Raw genomic sequence first — 23,591 nt, 5'->3', positions numbered from 1 at the left:
GGCCCCCATCATCGACTCGCTCGCTGTGTCCTCCAATGAAGTGGAGCCGGGGGCATCCCTCACCCTCTCGGCGGTCGCGCACGACAACAACCCGGGTGACACGCTGACCTATACGTGGAGCGCGCCCGGGGGCACGTTCAGCCCCCCGTCCGCCGCGTCCACCACGTGGACCGCACCCGCCACCGAGGGCGTGCAGCGCATCCAGCTCGAGGTGCGGGACTCCAAGAACGCCACGGCCACCGTCACCGTCGACCTCACCGTGCGGAACGTAGGCCCGACAGGCCGCGCCGCGGTGACAGTGCGCCTCAACACCTGGCCAGAGGTGAGCGCGATGATGGGGGCGCCCTCCGTGCTCGCCGTGGGTCGGCCGACGCAGTTGGCGGCCTCGGCCTCCGACCCGGATGGAGACACCCTGTACTTCTACTGGACCTCCACGTGTGAGGGCACCTTCGACTTCGTCAACGCCCCCACCCCGACGTTCACCCTGAGCGCCGCCCCTGTCGAGGGCCGGTGCGGCTTCAGCGTCTTCGCCTCGGACCTCTCTGGCGGCATTCACGACGGCACCCTCACCCTCCAGGTGGGCCCCGGCCCCCAGGTGGACATACAGCGGGTCCCCGTCGTGGACGGCGTCTCCCAGTCCTTCCAGCGTGCGGGCCTCGGCCAGCTCGTGACGTTCGAACTCACCGCGCATGACCCGGAAGGAACGGCGCTGAGCGTCTCCTGGGTGGCCTCGCAAGGCACCCTCGTGGCGACTCGCGGAAGCGGGGGTTCGGCCTCCGCGGACTGGACCGCCCCGGCCTGCTTCGACGCCCCCGCCGAGGTGACCGCCATCATCACCGACGCGAGCGGCGCCGCCACGGAGGTGACGTTCACCGTCCGGCCAGGGTCCAACACCCCTCCTTGCGACGAGACGACGGTCCTCGGTCACAGCTCCACGTTCTATTTCCAGGAGGACGGCTCCACCGTCACGCGTCCCACCGACCTGAGCACGAACTTCATCGTCGCCTGGGTGCCCACGGCGGAGGGGACCTATACGTCGCACTACGGCCTCGGACTGCGGGATGGAACCTTCGTCATCCAGGGTGTGGAGAACACGCCCTACCTGCTGCAAATCGGCACGGCCTACTACTGGACGCACAGCCGTACGCCGGACTTCAGCCAGGCGCTCGCGGGCCGCGCCGACCTGGAGCCGGAGCCCGAGGGCACGCGCTTCAACTTGAACCTGAGCGGGCTCAACCCATGGGCCTCCGGGGACGAGCTCCAGATCAGCACGTTCGGAGCGGGCCTCACCTACCTCAGCCTGCGGGATTGTGCCTCACCGGCCCTGGGACCCGTGGTGGGCTCGACGGTCCTCTCCGGCGGCACCGGGTACAACACGTCCCTCGAATACTGCGGCAACCGGGTCGGTCGTATCGACCTGGAGCGCGGGGACACGGTGCACGTCGGCCAGTTGGTGTCGCGCGCTCCAGTCGCCGGGGGACTGAACGTGCTCCGGGAGGTGCGCCGGGGCTTCGAGGTCTCCAGCGGGAGCCCGGGAGGCGTCGTCTCCGGGGGCGGCGCGGTCAGCCTGACGGGGATGCTCTTGCCCCAGGCCACCTCGTCGCGGACGGTGCGGATCAACGCCTCCGAGTTCGAGGCCCTGGCGCTCGCCGCCCATCCCCGCGTCACGCTGCGCAACACCCAGGACCTGACTGTCGGAGCGCTGCCGGGCTTCATGCGCTTCGGCAGCTACGCCAGTTGGTTCGACCTGGCTTTCGGCACCAACCTCGTTCCAGGCCAGCCGCTTGTCACCCAGGAGCTGGAGTTCGCGGACCCCTTCCCGGCATCGTGGACCCGGTTCGCCGCAAACATCGCGGCGGGCTCCATGACCTACTCGGTGCCCCGGGAGGGGGGTGGCAACACCGTGCCGGCGTCGGTCCGGTTCACCGTCTATACGCATGCGCCGTTCCAGGAAGGCGAGCCCCTGCGGCTCAGCCCCACGGTGGGCCCGCCGCGCGACCTTCGCATCAATGGCCTGGCCGCCACGGAGGATGGGCTCCAGGGCGTGGGCGAGACGCCCCTGGTGACCTGGAGTGCACCGGTCCTGGGCACGCCCACCTCGTACACCGTGCGCTTGTATGGGCTCTACGCGACGAGCACGAATCAGACGGGCCGCATCCAGCGAGCATTCTTCCGCACGACCGAGACGCAGCTCCGTCTTCCGCCGGAGCTCCTCTACCCCGGGGGCCACTACTTCCTCCAGGTGACCTCCGACGTGCGGACCGGAGGGGCTGTGAGCAGTCCCCGCTTCGACGCGCCGTGGAGCGCCACCGCCCCCGCGTTCACGGGCCGCTTCCAGCGCTGAGTCACTTTTGAACGCACCGTGTCCCACGCATCAGGGTGGGGCACGGTGCGTCCTCTTCAAGTGCTCGTCGAAGTGCCTTCTTCGTCGTCGGGCCTGTCGAGGGCGGCGATGAGCTTCTTCGCGATGCGGTCGAAGTCGAGGAGGTCGCGCGTGGCGAGCGGTGCGGACACCCGCTGCACGAGCTTCGCGTTGGCCGCGTTCACCCGCTTTCACGGCGGGCTGACGTAGGGACGTTTTCGTGGAGGCGGCGGCCATCGAAGCCGCCGCCCCCGAGGGGCATCAGGCCGTGTGGAAGGCCCTGGCGAAGAGGTTCTCGAGGCGCGACTTCTCGGGCTGAATCGTGCTCGCGGGCGAGGCCACGCTCGTGGCGGTGCCCAGGGCGGGGCGCAGGCCCGACGCGATGCCCGGCTTGATGTGGTGACGCAGGTCCACCGCCACGTCGGACTTCAGGTGGGTTCCCACACCCGCGGCGGCATTGACGTCCGCGGCCGTCTTGAAGAAGCCGTTCTCCAGCCCCACCTTGCCGCCCGCCTGGGCCGCCGCTCCCGCCACCACGCCGCCCGTGACGGAGCCATGCAGCCGGCCCAGGTGCCCGCCCGCCGTGCCGTACGCACCCGCCGTGGCGGACGCACCCACCTGGCCCGAGAGCATCGCCGTGGCCGTCCTCGGGTCCAGGCTGGCCACGCCCTCGGCATAGGCGTTGGCGGAGGCCCTGGCGTCGCCCTTCACGTACCCACCCACGTGCCGGTTGAAGTCGTGGCTCGCGCTCGCGCCCACGCCCACGCCCGTCTCCGCCTTCGCCGTCAGCGCCCCCGTGTACGCGTGCGAGTTCCTGTCCAGCGAATACCCGGCCTGGGCCTGGCCCTTGAAGCTGGTGGCATCGGCGGTGAGCTGGCCGCTCGTCACGCCATACCGGCCCGCGTGCGTCTTCTGCAGCTCGTAGGCGGCGCCAGGCCCATTCACCTCGGCCTGGGCCGACTGGTAGCGCACGCCGTTGCCGCTGTAGTTCGACGTGGAGGCCTGCATCGAGCCCACGTTGCCGCTCAGCTTGCCGCCGCCGTAGGTGTCCTTCTCGAAGGGCCGGCCCGGCCTGTCGACGAGCATGTTCTGCATTGCGCCCGGGGGCGGCGTGAGCTTGTTGTCACCGCCGCTCACCATGATGTCCGAGGCCTGGCCCGTGGTCTTCTCCCAGGGGCTGTAGGACGGCCCCCCCTCGGGCATGCCCGGGTGCTTCACCGGCTTGGACTCCGGAGCGGTCGGCGTGCTCGCGGCGGGCTTCGTCTGCGAGGGCTTCAGGGTCTGCGAAGAGGGCGCCGAGGCGGGGAGCGTGTTGGCGCGCGCGGGCGGCTTGGGCTTGGACGTCGAGGAGGAAGGGAAGGTCGAGGAACGGGAGGGGGACGAACCAAGGCGGCGAGTACGCATGGGATGCTCCTCAAACAGCGCGGTGAGTGGTTCAGTGCGGCGATGTCCTGTCTGATTGCACCCGACATGCCACGCTCAAGTCGCACGACGTGGGCAACGCGCCTCCCTGATTTCAACAGGTTGGAGGGAGGGACTCGGCAGGCCAGGGGCGAGCCCTGATGTCCACGGTCATCAGGGCCCTGACAGCAGTCATCCCCCCGCGAGCAGAGCGGCTGCGGTGAGTCATGGCCATCGGCAGGCTCGACACCCGCGCGGACTAGGATTCACCCTCCATGCGCTTTCGAAGGCCCGCTCTCGCCCTCTCCTCCACCGCGACGCTGCTCTTCGCTGCCTGCGCGCATGACCCGCCGGTCATCGAGTGCGGGCTCCTGGGCAACCACCTCGACCTGTGTGCGGAGGAACTGGCCAGGGGGAACCTGGACAAGGCGGAGGCTCACTGCGACATGGGCCTGGAGTTCAGTCCCCAGCACCCCGAGCTGCGCGCCAACAGGGGCGTCATCGCGTTGATGCGGAATGACACCGCGACGGCGAAGCGGCACCTCCGCCTGGCGATCAAGCTCAACCCAGACCACCCACAGGCGCATTTGAACCTGGGGTTCACCTACTTCAAGGAAGGGGACCCCGAGTCAGCGCGGAAGCGCTTCAGCCAGGCACTGAGCTTGAAGCCAGACCTGCTCGACGCGCGGCAGGGACTGGGGCTCGCGCTCATGAAACTCGGCCGGCGGGAGGAGGCCCGGAAGGAGCTCACCACGGTGCGGGACGCCGCCCCTGACAACGCCAACTTCCACCGCACCCTCGGGATGTTGGACTACCAGGAGCAGAACCTGGAAGGCGCGCGCCAGAACCTCGACAAGGCGGCTCAGCTCGCGCCCGAGAATCCTCTCGCCTGGCAGGAGCTGGGCTCGGTGTTGATGAAGCAGCGGCGATTCAGTGAGGCGGAAGCGGCGTTCCACCGCTGCTTGAGATTGCAGGAGGCACCCGCCGAATGCCAGACCGGGCTGGAGCAGGCCCGGCGTGCGGCGGAGCCGTGAGGAGGTTACGGGCGGGTTGAAGCCGTCATACCGCTGACCGGCATCAACGCGCTCCTATCCCGGGTTTCGTATTCCACGGCTTGACACACGATGTATCCAAGGCGCCGGCCTTCGATGACTGGCCATACCGAGTCTTCAGATCCAGCCTGCCATAGAGGTCATCCGCGGGCGCGAGAACACCGCGTGGCCCTGTCACACAAGGTGCGCGATAGTAGTCCCCAAACCGCCTTACGTTTTGCATCTTGAGCGACTGAAAGGCGACCGCTCTCTCCAGATTGAAGCACCGCGCTACAAGCAATCGACTTGTTCGATGGTACACTTTGTGTTGCTGGCCCTCACGGCCAGTCAACCATAGACCGAGCCCAACCTCACACTCAGCGACCTCACCATGCTCACCATCCGAGTGCATCTCATTCTTCTCGCAGTCCTCTCCCTCATCGTCCCCTCGGTTGCGATGGCCGCAAATGCCGTCGCGGGCACGACGTATCATGGACAAATCATCACTGCCCCACCGGGGACGAGCGTCAGCGATTGGAACATCCTGGTCGTTCCCAGGAACATGGGTTTCACGGAGATCGGCTCCGAGGGCGACAATGCCCTCCTGCGCTTCGAGGTATCGGCTTCTCCTCTCAACAACGTTGAGTGGTCGGTCTGGGCCCGTTTCAAGTATCGTAACAGCAGTGGGAGTGGCACCTGGTATTCCGGCGCCGTCGACTATCTGCTGGTCCGCAAGGCGTTGAGCGCCGCCGGTACGCTCACGCATGGTGAGAACCTTGCCGTGCCATCGGGCACGTCGGTGGCGGACTGGAACATCATCGTCAGTCCCGCGTCGGCCGGCTTCGAAGAGCCCGGCTCCGAGTTCGACAATTCCCTGCTGCGGTTCTCGACGTCCTACACCATCGTCGACAACTTCACCTGGCAGCTCCAAGCCCCCTACAAGTTCCGCCATTCCAACCAGGGCCTGTCGTTCGTAGGCGCAGGCCAGGTGAGCTACCTGCTGGTCTCGCGCGACGCGAGCTTCACTGGCTCCGCCACGCATGGCCAGACCTTCGCCACGCAGGGAAACACCGCCGTGAGCGACTGGTCGGTGCTCGTGCTCCCCACGAGCGTGGGCTTCGAGGAAGTGGGCAGCGAGGGCGATAATGCCCTTCTGCTGTTCGATAGCACCGTTCAGGCCTCGGGCACCTACCAGTGGCAGGCGTTCGGCGCATTCAAGTACCGGTTTCAGAACGGCGAAGGCAGTTGGAATGGAGCAACGCTCAGCTACATCGCCGTCCGCAACTGATTCAATGGGTGGGTTGGCCCTCTCTCCAGGGCCAACCCAGCATCCCCCGGGACTCATTGGTGGACTCGACTGCTCCCTGTACCAGGACCTCCGACACCGGCCTTGGGGCGACGCGAAGCCGCGTCCCAACGGCGACGGTTCACCCCACGTGTCGCGGAGCCCGCGAAGCACCGGCGACCGAGTCCCTCACGAAGATGAGGTCGACGATACCTTCGGCCAGGACCTGCCCGGGTTCGGCCGGTGCCATGTCGCGAGGGCCCTCCCAGTAAGGCTCCACCGAGTGGTTGTCGAGCGTGTACAGCGCGAACCCGGCGTTCATGAACCGCGCCAGGAAGCGCGCGGGATCCCGTCCCTGCAGGTGGAAGAGCTTGGGGTCGAACTCCACCACGAACGCCACTTCGGGATGACAGCGCTCCAGCAGTTCGTCCAGCCCACTCTCCAGACACCCCTCGGCCCCCTCGACATCCACCTTGATGACACGGGCCCTGGCAGCCTCTTCGCGTGTGAGCAGGTCCACCAGCCGGCGCCCGGGCACTTCGCTCTCGGGTGCGCGTCCTCTGCGCTCATCCCTCCACGTCATCGCCGTGCCGGAATTGCCCGCATCGGGAGGGTAGATCTTCACCGTGCAGTCCTCATCCGCCAGGGCCATGTTCACAGCGCGGACGTTGGCGGCGGGGTTCAGGGACAAGTTCCTTTGCAGCAACTCGAAGTTTCGCGGCGAGGCCTCGATGGCCACCACCCCGCCCGTGGCACCGACGCACGCGGCCCCCAACAGCGTGAAGTAGCCCGCGTTCGCACCGACATCCACGAAGACATCTCCCGCGACCAACCGTGACTGCAGCCACGCCGTCAGGCTCGGCTCCCATACGCCCACGGCATAGACAGCGCCATGCACCAGGTCCGCGGTGTTCCCCGAAAACCGAAAGCCCCAGGAGGTGCGCACCACGAAGTCCCGCGGACCATGGATGCGGCGCAGCCCCTTGAGCGCCGTGAGCACGGCGAGCTTCGCCGGCCAGCCTCGTGTGTTCTGGCGCACGTAGCGAACCACCGGCACCACGGCGGATGCCATGCGAGACAGCAAACTCCGCCCAGTTGGAATCCAGCTCATGACATCCCCCTCGTGAGCGGGGGCAGTCGTTTGCCCACGCCATTCATTGCACAATGCCCGACTCTCAGAATGTGCTGCGCGGTAGCGACACCCAGCCCTCTGTGGGCGTCCCATCCTTCCTCGCCATGGCCTGGGGCGCCAGCGCGCTCATGGCCTACAGGGTGGACCGGTGGGGGCCGCGCGTGGACTGACTCTTGGTGACACCAGGCACATTGGAGAGCTGGAGCGCCTTTCCACCCACGGTCACCGTGCCCTCGAAGAGCCCCATGGGCTGCTCGAACTTGCTGCGGACGAGCGCCTCCTCGCGATTCTCGGCATGGACGTAGACAGGCTGGAAACGCAGGTCCACCGAGCCATCCACTGTCGTCACCTTCCATGGCCGCATCAACTCCATGTGGCGATATTCGAAGCGCACATCCGCCAGCGGGTACAGCCTGGAGACGGCCCACCTCCCCTGCAGACTGGGCAGGTCCACCTCGGCCAGATCTCCCTGGTACGTGCCGAATCGGGGCTCCCCCTCCGGTGTGGCCACCGACGAGGGAACCAGCGGCAGAAGCGCGTCACTCTCAGGCGTCATCCCTCATCATTGGACGCCACCCGCTGGTGGATGTCACGTGCCCGTAAAGGACGGGCCAGGAATTCTAACGGCCCGCCGCACCGCCCTCGCCAGCCATTGCCCCGGCATGAGAGGGGCGCTCGACGGCAAGCGGGGCTATGGTCGCCTCCCTCGTGCGGAGGTGCCCTTGAAGAAGTTCATGATTGCCCTCGCAGCCCTGCTCGGCGTCGCCGGACTCGTGATGGCGGTGCCTGCCATCCTCCAGTGGAGGGAGGACTGGCAGAACGACGACCGCGGACTTGAGCCGGGCGGACTCCTCGGATTCGGAATCCCAGCGAAGCCACTCCCGGGCCAGGACACGCCCCCGTGCACCGGAGGGTCCCTGGGCATTAACGGCGGGTGCTGGGAGAAGGTGGAGTTGTGGCTCAGGGACTGCGGCTCTGTCGGCTACGTCCACGAGGGCGGGTGCTACGTGCCCGCGAAGACGGCCCAGACGCGCGTTCCGCCAGGGTAGAGCTTCGCCGCAGCCGACCGCACGTCCGACGGACGCCCCGGTGTTCGGGAGCGACCAGAAGGGCTGCGCAGTCGAGCGCTGCTGGGGCCCCTCATTCCCTCCTCTACAAGCCGAACGTGAATCGAGCACCGACGCCCGCCATCCCCTCGCGGGCGTTGGCCTCGGTGAAGGCGAACAGGCCCAGGCTGGCGAGGGGCATGCGCCCTCCCCCTCAACAGGGCCCCCTTCCCTCTGATGCGCGCGCTGAAGTGATCGGTTGAGCGGCGTCGGCTGAACAAAGTTGCTGAACGAAACGGACATTCATGACGATGTCCGAATCCGGCGAGTCCGCCTCCCGGCGCGGTGCTAGCCTGCACTCATGTCGACGCTTGCCAACGCCACCGCGATCCCTGACGCGCACACCTGTGAGCAGGCGCGCATCACCCGCGACCCGCGTTTCGACGGGCTGTTTTTTACCGCGGTCACCAGCACCAAGATCTATTGCCGCCCCGTCTGTCCGGCGCCGATGGCCAAGCGCTTCACGTATTACGCCAGCGCAGCCGCCGCGGAAGCCGGCGGCTACCGGCCTTGCCTGCGATGTCGCCCGGAACTGTCACCCGGCGACGGCGCATGGCGTCGTGGCGATGCGCTGCTGGCGCGCGCTTTGAAACTGATCGAACAAGGCGTTCTCGACGAACAGCCACTGTCGGCGCTCGCCGAACGCGTCGACATCGGCGAACGCCAGCTGCGTCGGCTGTTCGTCGAACGCCTCGGCGTGTCGCCAACGGGGGTGCATGGCACGCGACGCTTGTTGTTCGCCAAACAGCTGCTGACGGAAACGGCGATGCCGATCACCGAAGTCGCGCTTGCGGCCGGTTTCGGCAGCCTGCGCCGCTTCAACGCCGCCTTCCTCGAAGCCTATCGGATGGCTCCGCGCGACCTGCGCAAGCAACGAGTCGAAGTTCCCGGTGAGACCGTGACGCTGCGCCTGGGTTACCGCCCACCCTACGACTTCGTCGCGATGCTCGATTTCCTGCGCGGGCGCGCGCTGCCCGGTGTCGAGGTGGTGGATGCCACGAGTTACTCGCGAGTTTTCGGCTCGATCGATGCGGCGGGCTGGCTGCGTGTTTCGCAATGGCCCGCATCGCATCGCCTGGCGGACGACAATGCGCTGAAGCTCGAACTGCACGGCGCGCGCCCTTCGCAGATGCTGGAGATCGTCCATCGGCTGCGACGCATGTTCGATCTCGACGCGGATCCGCGGGCCATCATCGAAGCGCTCGGCGCCGATGCGCGGCTGCGTCCGTTGCTGAAAGAGCGCGCGGGACTGCGCGTTCCCAGCGGCTGGGACGGCTTCGAGATCGCGGTGCGCGCGATCATCGGCCAACAGATCAGCGTCGCCGGCGCACGCACGCTGGCGACGCGACTTTCGCATCACTTCGGTCAGCCACTGCCCGCCCCCCTCGCGCCTGGACTCGACCACCTCTTCCCCACGCCCGATGCGCTGGCCGACGCCGACCTGGGTGCGATCGGCCTGACACGCGCGCGTGCGCAGACCGTACGGACCATGGCGCGCGCACTTCTGGAGGGCCACGTCGACTTCAAGCCGGAGCGCACGCTGGACGATTTCACGGCGCGCTGGGTCGCGTTGCCCGGCATCGGCCCGTGGACCGCGCATTACATCGCGCTGCGCGCATTGGGCCATCCCGATGCATTCCCCGCCGACGACCTGGTGCTGCAGCGCGCGGTACCCAACGATGGTTCGCGCATGACCGCGAAGGCGCTGACCGCGCGGGCGGAAGCCTGGCGTCCCTGGCGCGCCTATGGTGTGATTCATCTGTGGAAGGATTCGATGGGGCCCGCGAAGGCCACCTCCATCGCGAACGCGTCCTCCACGAACACCACGGTCAAGCCCCCGCGGTTCAAGCGCACGCCGCCCAAGAGCGCACCCGTCAAGAAGGCGAAGGTGACCGCGTAATGCAAAGCAACGTGTTCTATCGCCACATCGAAAGCCCGGTCGGGGCGTTGCTGATTGCCGGCAATGACGAGGGCCTGCGGCTGATCGAGTTCCATGCACCGCGCCACCCGATGCGTCGTAGCGAGGATTGGCACGAAGGCGACCACGCGGTACTGCGGGACACTCAGAAGCAACTGGGCGAATACTTCGCGGGCAGACGCCGCAGCTTCGAACTGCCTCTGGCGCCGCAGGGGACGCAGTTCCAGCGCCAGGTGTGGTGGGAACTCGCCAACATTCCATTTGGCGGCACGATCAGTTACGCCGAACTCGCGCTGCGCGTGGACAGACCCACGGCGACACGCGCGGTGGGCGCGGCGAATGGGCGCAATCCGATTCCCATCGTGCTGCCTTGTCATCGCGTGATCGGCGCAAACGGCAGCCTCACCGGTTTCGGCGGCGGCTTGCCGACCAAGCAGTTCCTGCTGCAGTTGGAAGGAGCGATGCCGCGCCAGGTGGATCTGTTCGCGTGATGGGGCAGAACAAGCTCCTCGCGACAAGCCCACCGTCCTCCGCCGGCGTGCCACACCGGTGTCGTCACACGGCTGAGACATGCCGCGTCACGCTTGCGTCAGGAACATGTGCTATCCCCCGGAATTCCTCACTTGGAGGTAGCACATGAAGTTCCGCAATTTCGTACTCGCCTGTGCTCTGTCTCTCGGAGTCACGGCCTGTGGCAGCACGTCTCCCGACGAGTCGCCCGTCGTCCCTGTCGAGGAGACGGGCGTCTCCACCGCCGCGGCGACGGCCACCCGCATCTACGCGTACGAGCCCACCGGCACACACGAACTCAGCTTCGAGACGCTGGGCACCTTCGAGACGCGCAACAACCGCCGCGTGCTCGTGCTTCGTGGCACCACCAACCGCTACATCAGCGATGTCTTCAGCTTCGTGCCGGATGATGCCTTTGGCACGGCGAGCGTCATCAGCGAGCGGCGCTTCGAGGTCGTACTGGAGGAGGGCCACGAGCTGAACACGATGCTCTCCGGCCTGCCGCTGCTGGTCTCCATCGACACCTTCACGGGCTCGCCGACGCGGTACTACGCGCAGATCATCCTCGCGCCCCGCTTCTTCGACTTCCGTGGGCCGAACTCCATCTCCGTCTTCGAGAACGTCGACCCGGTCTACGTGCGCAACACGGCCGGCACCGAGGCCCTGATGTACCGCGGCCGGGTGGACTCGGCGGCCACGTCGCTCACCGTCACCGCGCCGGACGGCGTGCCGACGGTCTCCCGCGTGGACGCGGACACCTTCACCCTGGACTGGCGCTACCCGGCCGTGCACCAGGCCGTGGACCCGCACACCATTCCCCTCACCTTCACCGCCGCGCTGAACACCGGCGCCGTGGTGGACGAGACGGCGCGCCTCGTGGTGCGCGTCACCGGGCTGGCCATCAGCACCAACGACGACCCGTACAACACGTGGCCGTCCCCCGCCTGCCAGCCGGCCGTCTACAACTGCTACCACTCGAAGCCCGCGGGCACGCTGGACTTCAGCTCGTGCGGTACCTACCGCCAGGTGCAGCGCTGCACGTACGCGAGCGCCTGCGAGGTGCTCCCCGGCCAGCCGCTGTCGCTCACCTCAATTGGCTTCCCGCCCCCGGCGCCCGCGCTCCCGGCGTCCGACTCCAACGCCTTGGCCACGACGTGGTACGGGCTGGTCGGCATCGACGCGTACAGCACCCCGGAGTGCCCGGCCACCCCGGTGACCATCCAGACGGTGGTGGACCACCTCCACGAGACGACGCAGACAGTGCTGCCGTTCGACTGGGGCGTGGCCACCGACCGCGCCGGCATGGTGGTGGACAACTACTTCTTCGGCTCGAGCAGCGACCCGCTGCTGGCCGCCATCGACACGTTCGCGGGCGGTGGCCCCATCCAGGCGTGGTTCGCCTGGGAGGAGATCCCCTGCCACAACTGCCACAGTTACGCCGAGTACGGCGTCCTGTACTACCCGAACAGCGGCAAGGTCATCTCGCTGAAGAGCTACCACGGCTACGACTGGTGATGAGCTTCCGCCCGGGCCACCCTCAGAGCCCGGGCGGTCCTCCTCCAGGGAGCCGCCGCGGTCTACGGAACCGGGCAACGCCCAGACACCGCGAGTGGACTGACGCCGAGTTGCTCAGGACGACGGTCGACTTCACTGCGAGGGGGAGGGGCTTCCGGCCAGCGTCCTCACAGCGGCATACACCCCTTGGACAGCCTGGGCCATGCGCGCGTAGTCGAGCGTGTCCCACGTGTCCCCCGCCTCGTGGTAGCGCGGGTTCCGGAAGAACGCCGTGTCCGTCACCATGACGGCCCGGTAGCCCTGCGCCCAGAAGCTGCCGTGGTCCGAGAAGTCCACCCCCTCCAGCGCCCGGGGCGCGCTCAGCGACTCCACCGGCAAGGGGCTCGCCCCCCGCATCGCCTCCGCCACGGTGTCCGTAAGCCCGCCGTCCCCCGGCGTGCCCACCACGCCGATGAAGTGGCCCGTGTCCGGGTACTTCAGCTTCAGCGCCGCCAGTGGATACTCCTGACTGCCCGGCACGTCCGTGAAGTGGCCCAGCATCTCCAGCGCCACCATGGCGCGCACCCGCCCCCCCGCCTCCTTCAACGCGCGCGCATGCACCGCGCTGCCCATGTTCCCCGTGCGGAAGTGCGGCGGCTCCTCCAGCGTGTAGGCCACCAGGTCCACCCGCAGGGGCGGCGGCTGTCGGCCCAGCCGCGCCGCCAGGTCCAGCAGCCCCGCCACCCCGCTGGCGTTGTCGTCCGCCCCGGGCGTGCCTCGCACCGAGTCGTAGTGCGCGCCGACCACGATGCGCTCACCGTCCTCCGGCCCGAAGCGCGCGATGACGTTGCGGTAGTCCCGGCCGTCCACCCGGAAGTGCTGCGACTCCACGTGCCCTCCCGCCCGCGCCAGGTGGCCGGCGATGTAGTCCGCCGCGCGCTCCAGGTTCTCCGGGTGCCGCGAGTCCCTCGGGTGGAACGTCTCCGACAGCATGCGCACGTGCGCCCTCAGGCGCTCCACCTCCGTTTCCGTGGCAGGGCGTTGGACCGCGGGCGCTGGGGCGGTGGCGGGCGCCTGGCCCCACCTCCACGCCAGGCCGAGGCCCGCCGCCAGCACGGCGGCCCCCACTCCCATCCACGCGCGTCTTCGCATCACGTGCTCCCTCCCGCCGGACAGGCGTCCGCAAGTGCCCGGCTATATCCAGCTTCGACCCTCCTAGCAGGGGCGAAGTTCCGAGGAGAAACGAAGCGGCTGGGACAGGGCGGCATGGGGCAGGTCTTCCGCGCCTGGGACTCGGTGCTGCATCGCCACGTCGCTCTCAAGTTCATGCAGCCGCTCGAGGGGCTCTCGGGGCCGGCGCTCACCTCGCTGCTCAAGGAGGAGGGCCGGTTCGCGGGCCTGGGGCTCAGCTACCGAGGCGTGGACCTGACCTCGACCACGTCGGTGACCCAGGGCTCGGGGAACGCCATCGAAGTGAGCCGCACGGGGGACATGGCCAAGGGAATCTTCAACGAGTACTCGCTGGCCTTGGCGCTCTTCAGCCTCATGCAGCAAACCGGGGGAGTGCGGCTCCAGGGCGAGGCGAAGGTGGTGGACTGAGCGTCCGCGTCGTCGGCGAGCTCGAGCCGCCTGACGATGGCGGGCATCGCGGACCGACGGAGGCCCTTGCGAGCCCCGCCGGTCCTGTGTCCCGCGCCGGAAGGTCGGTCGAGGCCTCTGTCAGAAGAGGTCGTGCGCGGGCCATGCGCTGACGCCGTTCACGACATCCCTCATGAGTTCGTCGAGGTTGATGTCGGGGGTGTTCGAGGCGGGGCTGTTGTTGGAATTGGCCATGGCGGACCAGGTGAACTCTTCGGAGCCGCTGGGCCCATGGCGGTCAGCGGTTCGCACCAACATGGCCAAGGTGCCCTGGAGGTAGCCGTTGTGCCACCAATCGGAGTCGTTGCTCACCACCCATCCCCTGGCGTAGGCGGTGGGATTGCCCGAGGGGTCGCGCACCGTGGTGCGTGTGGTCATCGTGGTGAGTGAGGTCGTGCTCAGCAGGTCCGGGACGGTGGAGAACCCATCCGCTCTCACGGTGACGCGCAGCAAGTCGATGGGCGTGACGACCCATCCGCCATGCGCATCCATGCGACGCAGCTGCATGCCGTAGGGATTGTAGGCCCTCTTTCCGAGCTGGTGGTAGACGACCTCGTCGGGCAGACGCTCGCTCAGCGTATCGCCTCCCACGGCGAAGCTGGTGGCTCCGCTGGGTGTGAACACCTGGTCACGCATATAGGCTTCGTAGGTCATCCCCGTGACGCGTTCGATGATGCGCCCGAGGATGCTGTAGCCGAAGTTCGAATATTGGTACGTCGTCCCAGGCGCGAACTCGAGGGGCTCGCTCCGCACCACCCAGTTGATGAGCTCTTCGTGCGTCAGGCCCGCGTAGCTGGACATGGGGTCGCCCGTGCCATCGGCGCTGTTGTTGTCCCATCCGCCCGCGGTGTGCTCGAGCAGGTGCTGGAAAGAGGGACCCGGCCGCGCCCCTGTGGGCCTTCAAGGCCGCGTCCTTCTGATTCACCAGCCGCGGCTTGAGTCCCCGGCGGCGAGCAACGCGACAAGGTGCTGCGGTGCTCCTCGACGCCAAGCCTTCCAGGCCCCGGACCGCGCAGGCTCGCCTCGCGCGCCTCGCCGTACTCGTCGTGCCGGCGATGTTCCTCTCGACGTGCGCGACGGGTCTGCTCCTGTCCCTGCCCCCCGGCCCGCTGTGTGACGAGGGCATGGCGCTCTTCATGGAGGGCGGCTGCGACTGGGGGGAGAGCAACTTCTTCTTCTACACGAAGGCGAACCTGCTGCTGTGGATGAACGTGGTCCTCGCACTGAGCTTCCGGTGGCGCGCGGTCGCGACATGGCAGTTCCTGCCCCACCTCGCGGTCCTCGTGGCGGTCGGCGTCGGCATGCGGAGCGACCCGAACTGCGACACCTACTACGACCACCCGAACGGCAGCCTTGGGCAGATGGCCACGGAGGCCATCGCCTTCGCTCTTCTCGGCATGGCGCTCGCGTGGCGCTTCCGCGGTGCGCGGCATTCGACACAATTGGGGTTGCTCGTGGCGTGGAACGGGGTCCACGTCGCCGTCTTCTATGCGTGGCTGTCCGTGGCGAACCACTGGGAGTGGAGACACACGTGGTACGTCGCCGCGTCCCTGCTGACGGTCGGCGGCCTCGTAATGAAAACGGCGGCCTCCCCTTGGGGAGGCCACCGCTCTCACTGCTTCGGGCTCCGGACTACTGAGCGGTGGTGATGGTGCCCACCTCCACGTTGATTGCCTGCAACGAGCCGGAGGCTGGCAGCGCGTGTGCCTTGAGGACGTTCAGCGGCACCACGATACCGGCCGGCGTCTCGGCGATGACATCCACGGTCAGCGCCACGGACAGCAGCGCGCCGTCGTACGCGTGCGCCGGAGCGCCCTTCTGGTACACGCCCACGCTCAGCGTGCTGCCTTTCAACGCGGACTTGAGCAACTGGGGCGCGGCGCCGAGCTCATAGCCACGGTTGGCCACGTACTCGGAGCCGTCCACGGTGGACCACGACGCCGTGGCCGCATCCAGCCCCAGCGTCAGGTCCGCGCCGCGGCCGGACTGGCCCGTGGGGCCCACCAGGTCCAGCACCAGCGTGTTGCCCGAAGACAGACTGGCGTTGCGAACCAGGCGCCAGCCCGTCCCCGTGGGGTCCACGTAGCTCACCGTGCCAGCGACAGGCACGGTGATGACGGAGGAGTCCTTCTTCGACGCATCCGCCACGCTGGTGGCCGTCACGGTGTACGTCCCCGGCCTGTTCGGCGCGGTGTACACACCCGTGCTGCTCACGGTGCCGTTGGCCGAACCGCCCTCGACGGCCCAGGTCACCGCGACGACGGAGGTGCCCGTCACTTCAGCCGTGAGGTTGACGACAGTCGCCTGCCCCACCGTCGCCGTCTTCGGAGTGACACTCACCTCCACCGTCGGAACGACGATGGCTTCCACGGAGAGGCTGGCCGAGTCGGACTTCGTCGGGTCCGCCACGCTGGTGGCCCTCACGACGAACGTGCCCGCGCGGCGCGGCGCCCGGTACACGCCCGTGCTGCTCACGGTGCCGTTGTCGTCTCCACCCGCCACGGACCACTGCACCGCGACGTTGTTCGTCCCAGTGACCTGCGCGGACAGGGAGAAGGAGCCATCCTGCTCCACCGTGCCCGTCTTCGGAGAGACAGCCACCGCGACCGCCTCGACGACGACAGGCTCCACCGTGATGGAGGCGGAGCCCTTCTTCGTCGGGTCAGCCACGCTGGTGGCCGTCACGGTGAACGTGCCCGTCTTGTTCGGCGCGCGGTACACGCCCGTACTGCTGACGAAGCCGTTCGCGTCGCCACCCTCCACGGACCACTGCACCGCGAGGTTGTTGGTGCCGGTGACCTCGGCCGTGAGCTGGACGATGCCATCCCAAGTGGTGGTGCCCGACGAGGGGCTCACCGTCACCGCCACCTCCCCGACGACGACAGGCTCCACCGTGACGGAGGCGGAGCCCTTCTTCGTCGGGTCCGCCACGCTGGTGGCCGTCACGGTGTACGTGCCCGCCGTGTTCGGCGCCGTGTACCGGCCCGTGCTGCTCACGGTGCCGTTCTCGTCGCCACCCTCCACGGACCACTGCACCGCGGTGATGGAGGAACCGGAGACCTCCGCCGTGAGGTCCGTGGCGGTCCCCTGGCCAATGGTCACCACCTCCGGCGTCACCTTCACGATGACCGTCGGAGTCTGGACTGCCTCCACCTTGACGGTGGCCGAGTCCTTCTTCGAGGTGTCCACCGCGTTGGTGGCCACCACTGTGTACGTGCCGGCCTCGGCCGGCGCGGTGTAGACGCCCGAGCTGCTGATGGTGCCGTGGGAGTCGCCTCCCTCCACCGACCAGAGGACGCGCGGGTCCTTCGCGTCCTTCACCGAGGCGTTGAAGGTCGCCTTCTCACCGGCCTTCACCGTGACGTTCTTCGGAGTCACCGTCACCGGCCCCGAGTCGGAGTCGGTGCAGGCCACCAGCGCCCCCATCAGGAGCGGAACAATGAGCTTCATCCACGTTTTCATTGGGGATTACCGTCCGAACTGGCTGACGAAGAGAGTGATGTCGCTGTCGTTCACGGAGTCGACGCCGTCGAGGTTCGTCTCCTCGGAGCCCTGGGTGCCGTAGTCCTGCGCGAGCAGGCCCATGTCCTCTCCGTCCACGACGTTGTCGCCATTGATGTCGCCCGTGTAGACCCGGAAGGTCGCCACGGCCTTCGCCGTCGGTACCACGACGCTCACCGCGGACACGTGGCACAGGCCCCGGCCCCCCGGCGCGGCGTAGACGCCGTCCGCGCTGATGGTGCCGCAGATGCGGCCCTCCACCACGGACCAGCTCACCGCCGTGTTCACCGCGTTCGCCACGTTCGCCCGCAGAGCGACCGTTTCACCCACCGGCACCACGTGCGGTGCCACCGCGAACTCCACCGTGACGGGATGCAGCGTGAAGGGGGTGGTCGCCCTGGACCAGTTGCCGTAGGCGTCGTACGCCACCGCCTCGAGGACGTGCTCCCCCGGCGCCAGCGGAATCGGGAACAGCGGCAGCGTGTACGGCTCGGACGTGCTCCTCCCCTTCAGTGCGCCGTCCACGTAGAACTCCACGTAGGCCACGCCCGTGTCGTCGGTGACCTCGGCCCGCATCGTGTAGGTCTCGAACAGGCCCTCCACGCTGGCGGTGATGTGCGGCGCGCCCTGGTCCTGGATGGTGGAGTTGCGCACCTCGAAGCTCACCGTGCGCTCCGTCGTGTTGCCCGCCTTGTCCGTGGCCGTCGCCTTGAACTCATGCGGGCCATTGGACAGGCTCCTCGTGTCGAACGCCGTCGCGTAGACGCCATCGACGTCCGTGAACGAGCTCACCGGAGCGCCGTCCACCAGGAACGCGAGGGTGGACGTCCAAACGTTGTCGCGCACGGAGGCCCGGAGCTGCACCGTCCCGTAGCTGCCCTCGACCGCCGCGGAGAGCGTGGGGCGCTGGATGTCCGCCTGGGTCGAGGTGATCAGGTTGATGTCATCCAGGAAGAACTGGGTGACTTCGTCCGCGATCTGCGGGGCCGCCGTCTGGTCCACGTCGAAGAACAACTGCACCGTCTGGCCCCGGTACGCGGTCAGGTCGAAGCGGTGCTGGATGTACTCCGCGTTGGTGTCATCCACGTTGGAGAGCGTCCTCAGCGTCGCCAACTCGGTGCCGGCGGAATCCCGCACCTTCGCGCTGAAGGTGTGGTGGGCCACGGCGTCGGTGAACGCACCGTTGTAGATGCGCAGCCAGAAGCTGAAGATGGCCGAGGTCGCGGTCGCCGGAATGGCCACGGACTGACGGACGGAGTGCCGCGCCGGACCCGCGTTGGTCCAGAAGACGTACATGCGGCTGCCCGTGTGCGCGAAGGACGCGTTGCTGAAGATGCCCGCCGAGCCCGACAAGGTCGTCGCCCCTGTCCAGCTCGTGGAGGTCTCGAAGCTGGGATTGAGCACGCGCTGGGTGGCGGTGGTGTCCACGTAGAACGTCACCACGGGAGAGTCCCCCGCGTTGGCGCCCGCGTCCGTGGCCCGGGCGACGAGCGTGTGCTCGCCGGCCGTCAACGTGGAGAGATTGACGACCCGGGTGAACGACTTGACCGAGTTGCCCAGGGACACGCCGTCGACGAGGAACTCCACCGCGTTGACGAAGCCGTTGTCGGACACGTCCGCGAAATAGCCCACGCGCGTGCCGGAGAAGACCACGTTGGCCCTCACCCGGGGCGCCTCGGCATCCGCCGCGCGGATGACGCGCAGCGAGAAGTCATCCAACTGGAAGCTGCTGGCGAGCGAGGCGTTCTCGCTGCCCTCCACGAAGATGCGCACCGTCTGGCCCGCGAAGGCCGTCAGGTCCACGCTCTGCTGCACCCAGCCCAGCGTCGCGTCCAGGTTGGACCACGTCGCCACCGTCCCCAGCACCGTGCCGGAGGTGTCGCGCACCTGCAGCGTCAGCGTGTCGCGGACGGCGGTGGTTGTCGTCTCGGCGGTGGTGAGGTTGAGGAAGAACGTCAGCGAGGCCTGGGTGACGCCAGAGGGAATCGTGACGTCCTGCCACAGCCGGTCGACGTGCGTCGTGCCCCAGCCGTTGAGCCACACGTAGCCCTGGCCCGAGTGCGTGCCGGAGGAGACCGGGAAGTTGATGTTCTCCGGCGGGTCCGCCACCCATCCCTGGCCGGCCAGCTCGAAGCCCGGGTCGGTCAGGAGCTGCTCGAAGCTGCTGGAGACGGTGAAGCTCGCCGGAGCGGACGCGGTGGAGTTTCCGGCCGCGTCGTACGCCACGGCCACCAATTGGTGCGAGCCGTTGGACAGCGAGGTGGCGTCCAGCGGCAGCTGGTACGGCTGGGCGGCGACGTTCCCCGTCAGGGCGCCGTCGACGAAGAACTCCACGCGGGCCACGCCGACGTTGTCGTCGGCCTGCGCGTGCAGTTGGAGATCAGGCGCGCTGCCAGAGACGCTCGCGGAGACGGTGGGGGACGTGCGGTCGTCGTACGTTCCGGCGGTGTAGCCCACGTTGATGGCCGCGAAGGCGTTCTGCACCGCACGGTACTCGTTGGACTGGGAGCCGAAGAGGTCCGCCGCGGCCTGGAGGCTGCTGGTGCGGGCCGACATGTAGTTGGACGACGGGAACAGGTAGACGGTGAGCGCGCGGTACCAGATGGCCGCCGCCTTGTCGTTGCCGATGCCCCTCATGCCCGAGGCCAGGTAGGTGCTGGAGTAGTCGGTGCCGACGGACAGCGGCTGCGCGCCCTGGGACAGGAAGTAGAAGGCACGGTTCATCGGGCCGCTGCTGAAGTGTACGTCGATGTTGCCGAGGCCGGGGTACCAGGCGTCCACGCTCGCGCCGTCCAGCGACGGGCGGAACATGACGCGCAGCGGGATGTCGCTGAGCTGCTCGGCCATGAGCCAGTTGCCGCCGGTGTCTCCAATGACGCTGCCGCGGCCGTTGGCCACCCAGAACTCCGTCAGGGTGCCGAAGATGTCCGAGTTGGCCTCGTTGAGGCCGCCGGACTCGCCTTCGTAGATGAGGCCCGCCGTGTGCGAGGTGACGCCGTGGGTCATCTCGTGGCCCGTCACGTCGAGCACGCCCATGGACCGCATGCCGTTGGCGGCCGGGTACGAGCCGTCGCCGTAGCTCATGCAGAAGCAGCCATCACTCCAGAAGGCGTTGTCGTAAAGGTTGCTGGCATGCACCCGGTTGTAGGTGGGCGAGCCGAAGCCGTCCACGCCGTCGCGGCCGAAGATCTTCTTGTAGAAGTCCCACGTCGTCAGCAGGCCGTAGTGCGCGTCGACGGCGGCGGTCTGACCGTTGGTGCTCAGGGTGTTGTTGGCGCCGACGATGTAGTTCTGGCCGTCGCCCCAGGTGTTGTCGGCGTCCGTGTAGAGGGTCAACGTGGGGATGACGCCGTTCTGCACGGCGGCGTGGTTGACGTCATAGGTCCGGATGCCCTCGCCGCCGGCGCGCGTGACGTCGCGCAGCTCGAAGAGGCCCTGGGCGTTCTGGAAGACGTCCAACGGCACGTCACCGCTGTATTGCGAGCGGCCGAGGCCCTTGGCCGCGGCCGTCTGGAGCGAGTTCCACTTCTTCAGCACGTCGCCCGAGTGCGCGTCGATGATGAAGTCCGTGTGCTTGACGCCGTCCTTCGCGTTCTCCAGCTCGGTGTGCACGTGGTACGCGAGCCGGTAACCCATGACCTGCGTGTCGAAGTCCGCCGCGTTCTGCTTCGCGACGGGCTTGCCGGGATAGCGGTTCACGAGCCGCGTCTGGGGGTAGACGATGAGCTCGCTCTTCGGCGCGGCACCGAACTCACCCTTGGGCGCCAGTTCCTGGGTGGCCTTCGTCACCGCGGACTTCGCATCCAGCGTGGGCGTCACGTCCAGGCGGATGCCCTTGCGCAGACCCTCACTGGTGATGCGGAGGTCCCCCACGGACAGTCCCTGGTGGGTGATGGCCAGGGCGCCCCATACGGGTACGCCCTGGTATGTCTGCGCGAACCGCGCGTGCGTCTGACCAAAGCGGTCCGTGCTGGAGCTGGACAGTTGGAAGCCGTCCCGCGAGCCGAGCCCGAGTTGGAGGCTTTGCGCCTTGAGGGTTGACAGGGATTCCGCGACACGGGCGGGTTCCCGGACCTGGAGTTGCGTCAGCGTGAGTGGTGAAACAGGGGTGAGTTTCTCAGCCGCGAGGGATGAGCTCGCCGAGAAAAGACCGGCGAGGAGCAGAGGCCACCGGGGCCACGGCTTGGACATTGAGTTGACTCCACACAGCGTTCGGGGGGACTCCCGCCGTCAGCACCCGTGGTGGCGTGCCGCCGCCGGAAGGATCACACTCAGGGTGGAGGGGCCGGACAGCCTCAGACCTTGGCCCCGTATGATCCACGGTCAGCGCAATTATCCGCCACCATACAGTATCAAAACCCAATGAAACAGAGGGGAGCCCTGATGGACACAAACGGACACAATAACCACACAGCGTCGTGTCCATTTCACTTCGTGTGGTTTTCCTGGAGCAAGACAGAAAGACGCGGAAAGCTGTCAATCGAACGCATCTGTCAGGGATATCTGAACTTGGCGCCGGACGCCAACCGCGGCCCAGACGCTCTTCGCTGTCTAGGATGACCCGCACGCCGTGTTGAAGGCGCGAAGCGTCCCAACGCCTTCTCCTGAAATCATGGTTTGATTTGAAAGTGGCGCGAGTGTTGCGCTGACTTGAAGGACTGCCCCACCGGCACTGCCGTATCAATCAAGTCGTCCATCGCCTTCTCAAGCCCCTCGTTTTTGTATGCTGTCGAGAACTGACCGTCCACCAAGGTCGCTAGTCGGCCCTGCGGGGCTCCCGCATCCGGTAGAGGGCGCCGGCGGCCGCGAGGGCAAAGGCCGCGGTGGCCGCAGCGGCGGGCCAGCCGAAGAGCGAGACGATGGGGCCGGCAATGGCCGTGCCGAGACTCCCGCCAATGAAATAGACGACCATGTAGACGCTGTTGAATCGGGCCGGCTGCAGCGGATCGATGTTCAGGACCCGGCGCTGGTTGGCGACCTGGGCGGCAAACAGGCCTGTGTCGAACAGGGCCAAGGCCAATAGCATCCAGGGAGCGAAGCTCAAGGCGGGCGCCATCGCCAATGTGCATGCGAGGGCCAGCGCCAGGCCGGCGAACACGACCGGGCGGCTTCCGAACCTGTCCGCCAGTTGTCCCGCCGCGCGGGTCGCGACGATCCCCGCCACGCCTGCGAGCGAGTAGAGGCCGATGACGGTCGGCGACAGGTTGAGCGGCGGCAAGGCGAGCGCCAGAGACAGACCCATCCAGATCAGGCTGAAGGCGAAAAACCATAGAGCTCCGGACACGGCCGCCGCGCTCAGTTCAGGGGAGGTCCACAGCAATCGCGGCATGGCGACCAACGTGGCGAGGTAGGGTTGATCTCGGTGTTGAGTCGCGCCCGGAAGAATGACCCTGCTCCCCGCCGCGCAAACCAGGCAGGCGCCGGCCACGATCACCAGCATGGCGCGCCAGCCGATCCCATCGGCTAAACCGCCCCCGACCGCCCGGCCAAGAAGCACGCCTGCCGATATCCCGGCCGTGACGCCTCCCAGCGCACGTCCCCGCGTTTCGATTGGTGAGTGCTTGCCGGCCAGGGTGCTCATCTGGGCGCCGGTGCTCGCGCAGATCCCCGAGATCAGGAGAGCTATGCCAAAGGCGTAGACGTTCGTGGCGAGGGCGGCGAGCGCGAGGGACAGGCTCAGGACAGCGAGTTGGACGGACACCAGCTGTCGGGCGGGATGGCGATCCACCAGGGGCACCAGAAGCGCCAAGCCGAACATGTACCCCAGGATGGGCAGGCCCGCCGCCGTGCTCGTCGTCGCGAGCGACGCGCCGAGATCGGCGGCTATGCGGGTTAGCTCCGGCTGGACGACGTAGCTCGTCGACGTGGCCACGCCGGCCGCTGCCGCGAGGAACAGGACGCCTCTTCCACCGAGGCATTCGAAGCGCGAGTCGCCATAAGGGTTCGCTGAGGTCATGCTCGCGACGCTAGGCGCGGCGCCATGATGCGTCTGGCGAGAATCGGGCCTGACCAGAAGCGAGCGCCGTGCGCAGCAGGACGTTCGACTTCGACGTGTTCGCCTGCGTGAGGTGTGGAGGCAGGCTCAAGGGTCTTGGCGTACGTGAAGGGGGCCCCCGGGGCAGGCGGGTGCCCCAAGGAGGCTCACGCGGCCTGTCCTCCGGCAGGGAGCATCTTTCGGGCGGCCCCGTCTACGGCCCTCCTCCGCCCCTCTGC

At 67.7% G+C, this 23,591-nt stretch carries 17 protein-coding genes and 1 pseudogene; 9 read left to right on the top strand and 9 right to left on the bottom strand.

Annotated elements, in window-relative coordinates; all coding sequences use genetic code 11:
• Positions 1-2,344: Ig-like domain-containing protein (locus FJV41_RS52580; protein ID WP_438616770.1), on the top strand; the 2,344-nt coding region annotated here is incomplete at its 5' end.
• 56 nt (positions 2,345-2,400) lie between these two features.
• Here FJV41_RS52580 and FJV41_RS52575 read toward each other — a convergent pair.
• Both FJV41_RS52575 and FJV41_RS33615 read right to left on the bottom strand, forming a co-directional pair.
• The gene (locus FJV41_RS52575; RefSeq protein ID WP_174486185.1) at positions 2,401-2,547 is read right to left on the bottom strand and encodes a hypothetical protein; all 147 of its coding nucleotides are present in this window, start codon (positions 2,545-2,547) and stop codon (positions 2,401-2,403) included.
• Positions 2,548-2,623: 76 nt separating this feature from the next.
• Positions 2,624-3,766: a hypothetical protein gene (locus FJV41_RS33615; RefSeq protein WP_141646686.1), complete on the bottom strand. Its 1,143-nt coding sequence runs from the start codon at positions 3,764-3,766 to the stop codon at positions 2,624-2,626.
• Positions 3,767-4,038: 272 nt separating this feature from the next.
• On the opposite strand from FJV41_RS33615, the gene FJV41_RS33610 reads away from it, so the two are divergent.
• Entirely contained in the window at positions 4,039-4,797 is a 759-nt protein-coding gene (locus FJV41_RS33610; RefSeq protein ID WP_141646685.1) for a tetratricopeptide repeat protein, read from the top strand.
• 388 nt (positions 4,798-5,185) lie between these two features.
• Complete coding sequence (locus FJV41_RS33605; RefSeq protein ID WP_141646684.1) at positions 5,186-6,082, top strand: hypothetical protein; 897 nt, start codon at positions 5,186-5,188, stop codon at positions 6,080-6,082.
• Positions 6,083-6,221: 139 nt separating this feature from the next.
• On the opposite strand, the gene FJV41_RS33600 is transcribed toward FJV41_RS33605, so the two are convergent.
• Together FJV41_RS33600 and FJV41_RS33595 are read right to left on the bottom strand one after the other, a co-directional pair.
• A complete protein-coding gene (locus tag FJV41_RS33600; protein ID WP_181791112.1) occupies positions 6,222-7,151 on the bottom strand; it encodes an FkbM family methyltransferase in 930 nt (309 codons plus the stop codon).
• 193 nt (positions 7,152-7,344) lie between these two features.
• Positions 7,345-7,767: a DUF2804 family protein gene (locus FJV41_RS33595; protein ID WP_141646682.1), complete on the bottom strand. Its 423-nt coding sequence runs from the start codon at positions 7,765-7,767 to the stop codon at positions 7,345-7,347.
• 166 nt (positions 7,768-7,933) lie between these two features.
• Here FJV41_RS33595 and FJV41_RS33590 point away from each other — a divergent pair, with 166 nt between their 5' ends.
• From FJV41_RS33590 to FJV41_RS33575, 4 genes are all read left to right on the top strand, one after another.
• The gene (locus FJV41_RS33590; protein ID WP_141646681.1) at positions 7,934-8,260 is read left to right on the top strand and encodes a hypothetical protein; all 327 of its coding nucleotides are present in this window, start codon (positions 7,934-7,936) and stop codon (positions 8,258-8,260) included.
• Positions 8,261-8,618: 358 nt separating this feature from the next.
• Positions 8,619-10,217, top strand: coding sequence for a DNA-3-methyladenine glycosylase 2 family protein (locus tag FJV41_RS33585; RefSeq protein ID WP_246137582.1), 1,599 nt, complete (start codon positions 8,619-8,621; stop codon positions 10,215-10,217).
• Positions 10,217-10,726, top strand: a complete 510-nt coding sequence (locus FJV41_RS33580; RefSeq protein WP_141646680.1) for a methylated-DNA--[protein]-cysteine S-methyltransferase — start codon at positions 10,217-10,219, stop codon at positions 10,724-10,726. Before FJV41_RS33585 ends, FJV41_RS33580 begins: the two co-directional genes overlap by 1 nt.
• A 145-nt stretch (positions 10,727-10,871) precedes the next feature.
• Positions 10,872-12,260: a hypothetical protein gene (locus tag FJV41_RS33575; RefSeq protein ID WP_141646679.1), complete on the top strand. Its 1,389-nt coding sequence runs from the start codon at positions 10,872-10,874 to the stop codon at positions 12,258-12,260.
• 132 nt (positions 12,261-12,392) lie between these two features.
• Here FJV41_RS33575 and FJV41_RS33570 read toward each other — a convergent pair whose 3' ends face one another.
• Complete coding sequence (locus tag FJV41_RS33570; protein ID WP_141646687.1) at positions 12,393-13,391, bottom strand: M28 family peptidase; 999 nt, start codon at positions 13,389-13,391, stop codon at positions 12,393-12,395.
• A 114-nt stretch (positions 13,392-13,505) separates the two neighbouring features.
• Here FJV41_RS33570 and FJV41_RS33565 point away from each other — a divergent pair, with 114 nt between their 5' ends.
• Positions 13,506-13,838 carry a hypothetical protein gene (locus FJV41_RS33565; protein ID WP_141646678.1) on the top strand — a complete coding sequence of 111 codons (333 nt, stop codon included), beginning with the start codon at positions 13,506-13,508 and terminating at the stop codon, positions 13,836-13,838.
• 120 nt (positions 13,839-13,958) lie between these two features.
• Here FJV41_RS33565 and FJV41_RS33560 read toward each other — a convergent pair.
• Positions 13,959-14,747, bottom strand: a pseudogene (locus FJV41_RS33560) (serine hydrolase domain-containing protein); the annotation flags it as partial.
• A 104-nt stretch (positions 14,748-14,851) separates the two neighbouring features.
• Here FJV41_RS33560 and FJV41_RS33555 point away from each other — a divergent pair.
• On the top strand, positions 14,852-15,526 hold the full coding sequence (locus FJV41_RS33555) for a hypothetical protein (RefSeq protein WP_141646676.1): 675 nt from the start codon (positions 14,852-14,854) through the stop codon (positions 15,524-15,526).
• On the opposite strand, the gene FJV41_RS33550 is transcribed toward FJV41_RS33555, so the two are convergent.
• The 3 genes from FJV41_RS33550 to FJV41_RS33540 all read right to left on the bottom strand — a co-directional run bounded on the left by FJV41_RS33550 (position 15,510) and on the right by FJV41_RS33540 (position 23,334).
• Positions 15,510-17,327, bottom strand: a complete 1,818-nt coding sequence (locus FJV41_RS33550) for a hypothetical protein (RefSeq protein ID WP_141646675.1) — start codon at positions 17,325-17,327, stop codon at positions 15,510-15,512. The two genes, FJV41_RS33555 and FJV41_RS33550, sit on opposite strands and share 17 nt — an antisense overlap.
• 18 nt (positions 17,328-17,345) lie before the next feature.
• Complete coding sequence (locus FJV41_RS33545) at positions 17,346-21,569, bottom strand: M4 family metallopeptidase (RefSeq protein WP_141646674.1); 4,224 nt, start codon at positions 21,567-21,569, stop codon at positions 17,346-17,348.
• A 565-nt stretch (positions 21,570-22,134) separates the two neighbouring features.
• Positions 22,135-23,334: an MFS transporter gene (locus tag FJV41_RS33540; protein ID WP_141646673.1), complete on the bottom strand. Its 1,200-nt coding sequence runs from the start codon at positions 23,332-23,334 to the stop codon at positions 22,135-22,137.
• Between the last annotated feature and the right edge of the window lie 257 nt (positions 23,335-23,591).

Origin of the sequence: Myxococcus llanfairpwllgwyngyllgogerychwyrndrobwllllantysiliogogogochensis (assembly GCF_006636215.1) — a bacterium.
Lineage (GTDB): Bacteria > Myxococcota > Myxococcia > Myxococcales > Myxococcaceae > Myxococcus > Myxococcus llanfairpwllgwyngyllgogerychwyrndrobwllllantysiliogogogochensis.
The sequence above is the reverse complement of the archived record's forward strand: the minus strand, read 5'-3'. Positions and strand labels throughout refer to the sequence as shown.

Coding starts and splice junctions, on each gene's coding strand:
- FJV41_RS33615 (WP_141646686.1), bottom strand. CDS start 3,766: ATGCGTACTCGCCGCCTTGGTTCGTCCCCCTCCCGTTCCTCGACCTTC.
- FJV41_RS33610 (WP_141646685.1), top strand. CDS start 4,039: ATGCGCTTTCGAAGGCCCGCTCTCGCCCTCTCCTCCACCGCGACGCTG.
- FJV41_RS33605 (WP_141646684.1), top strand. CDS start 5,186: ATGCTCACCATCCGAGTGCATCTCATTCTTCTCGCAGTCCTCTCCCTC.
- FJV41_RS33600 (WP_181791112.1), bottom strand. CDS start 7,151: ATGGCATCCGCCGTGGTGCCGGTGGTTCGCTACGTGCGCCAGAACACA.
- FJV41_RS33595 (WP_141646682.1), bottom strand. CDS start 7,767: ATGACGCCTGAGAGTGACGCGCTTCTGCCGCTGGTTCCCTCGTCGGTG.
- FJV41_RS33585 (WP_246137582.1), top strand. CDS start 8,619: ATGTCGACGCTTGCCAACGCCACCGCGATCCCTGACGCGCACACCTGT.
- FJV41_RS33580 (WP_141646680.1), top strand. CDS start 10,217: ATGCAAAGCAACGTGTTCTATCGCCACATCGAAAGCCCGGTCGGGGCG.
- FJV41_RS33575 (WP_141646679.1), top strand. CDS start 10,872: ATGAAGTTCCGCAATTTCGTACTCGCCTGTGCTCTGTCTCTCGGAGTC.
- FJV41_RS33570 (WP_141646687.1), bottom strand. CDS start 13,391: ATGCGAAGACGCGCGTGGATGGGAGTGGGGGCCGCCGTGCTGGCGGCG.
- FJV41_RS33565 (WP_141646678.1), top strand. CDS start 13,506: ATGGGGCAGGTCTTCCGCGCCTGGGACTCGGTGCTGCATCGCCACGTC.
- FJV41_RS33550 (WP_141646675.1), bottom strand. CDS start 17,327: ATGAAGCTCATTGTTCCGCTCCTGATGGGGGCGCTGGTGGCCTGCACC.
- FJV41_RS33545 (WP_141646674.1), bottom strand. CDS start 21,569: ATGTCCAAGCCGTGGCCCCGGTGGCCTCTGCTCCTCGCCGGTCTTTTC.
- FJV41_RS33540 (WP_141646673.1), bottom strand. CDS start 23,334: ATGACCTCAGCGAACCCTTATGGCGACTCGCGCTTCGAATGCCTCGGT.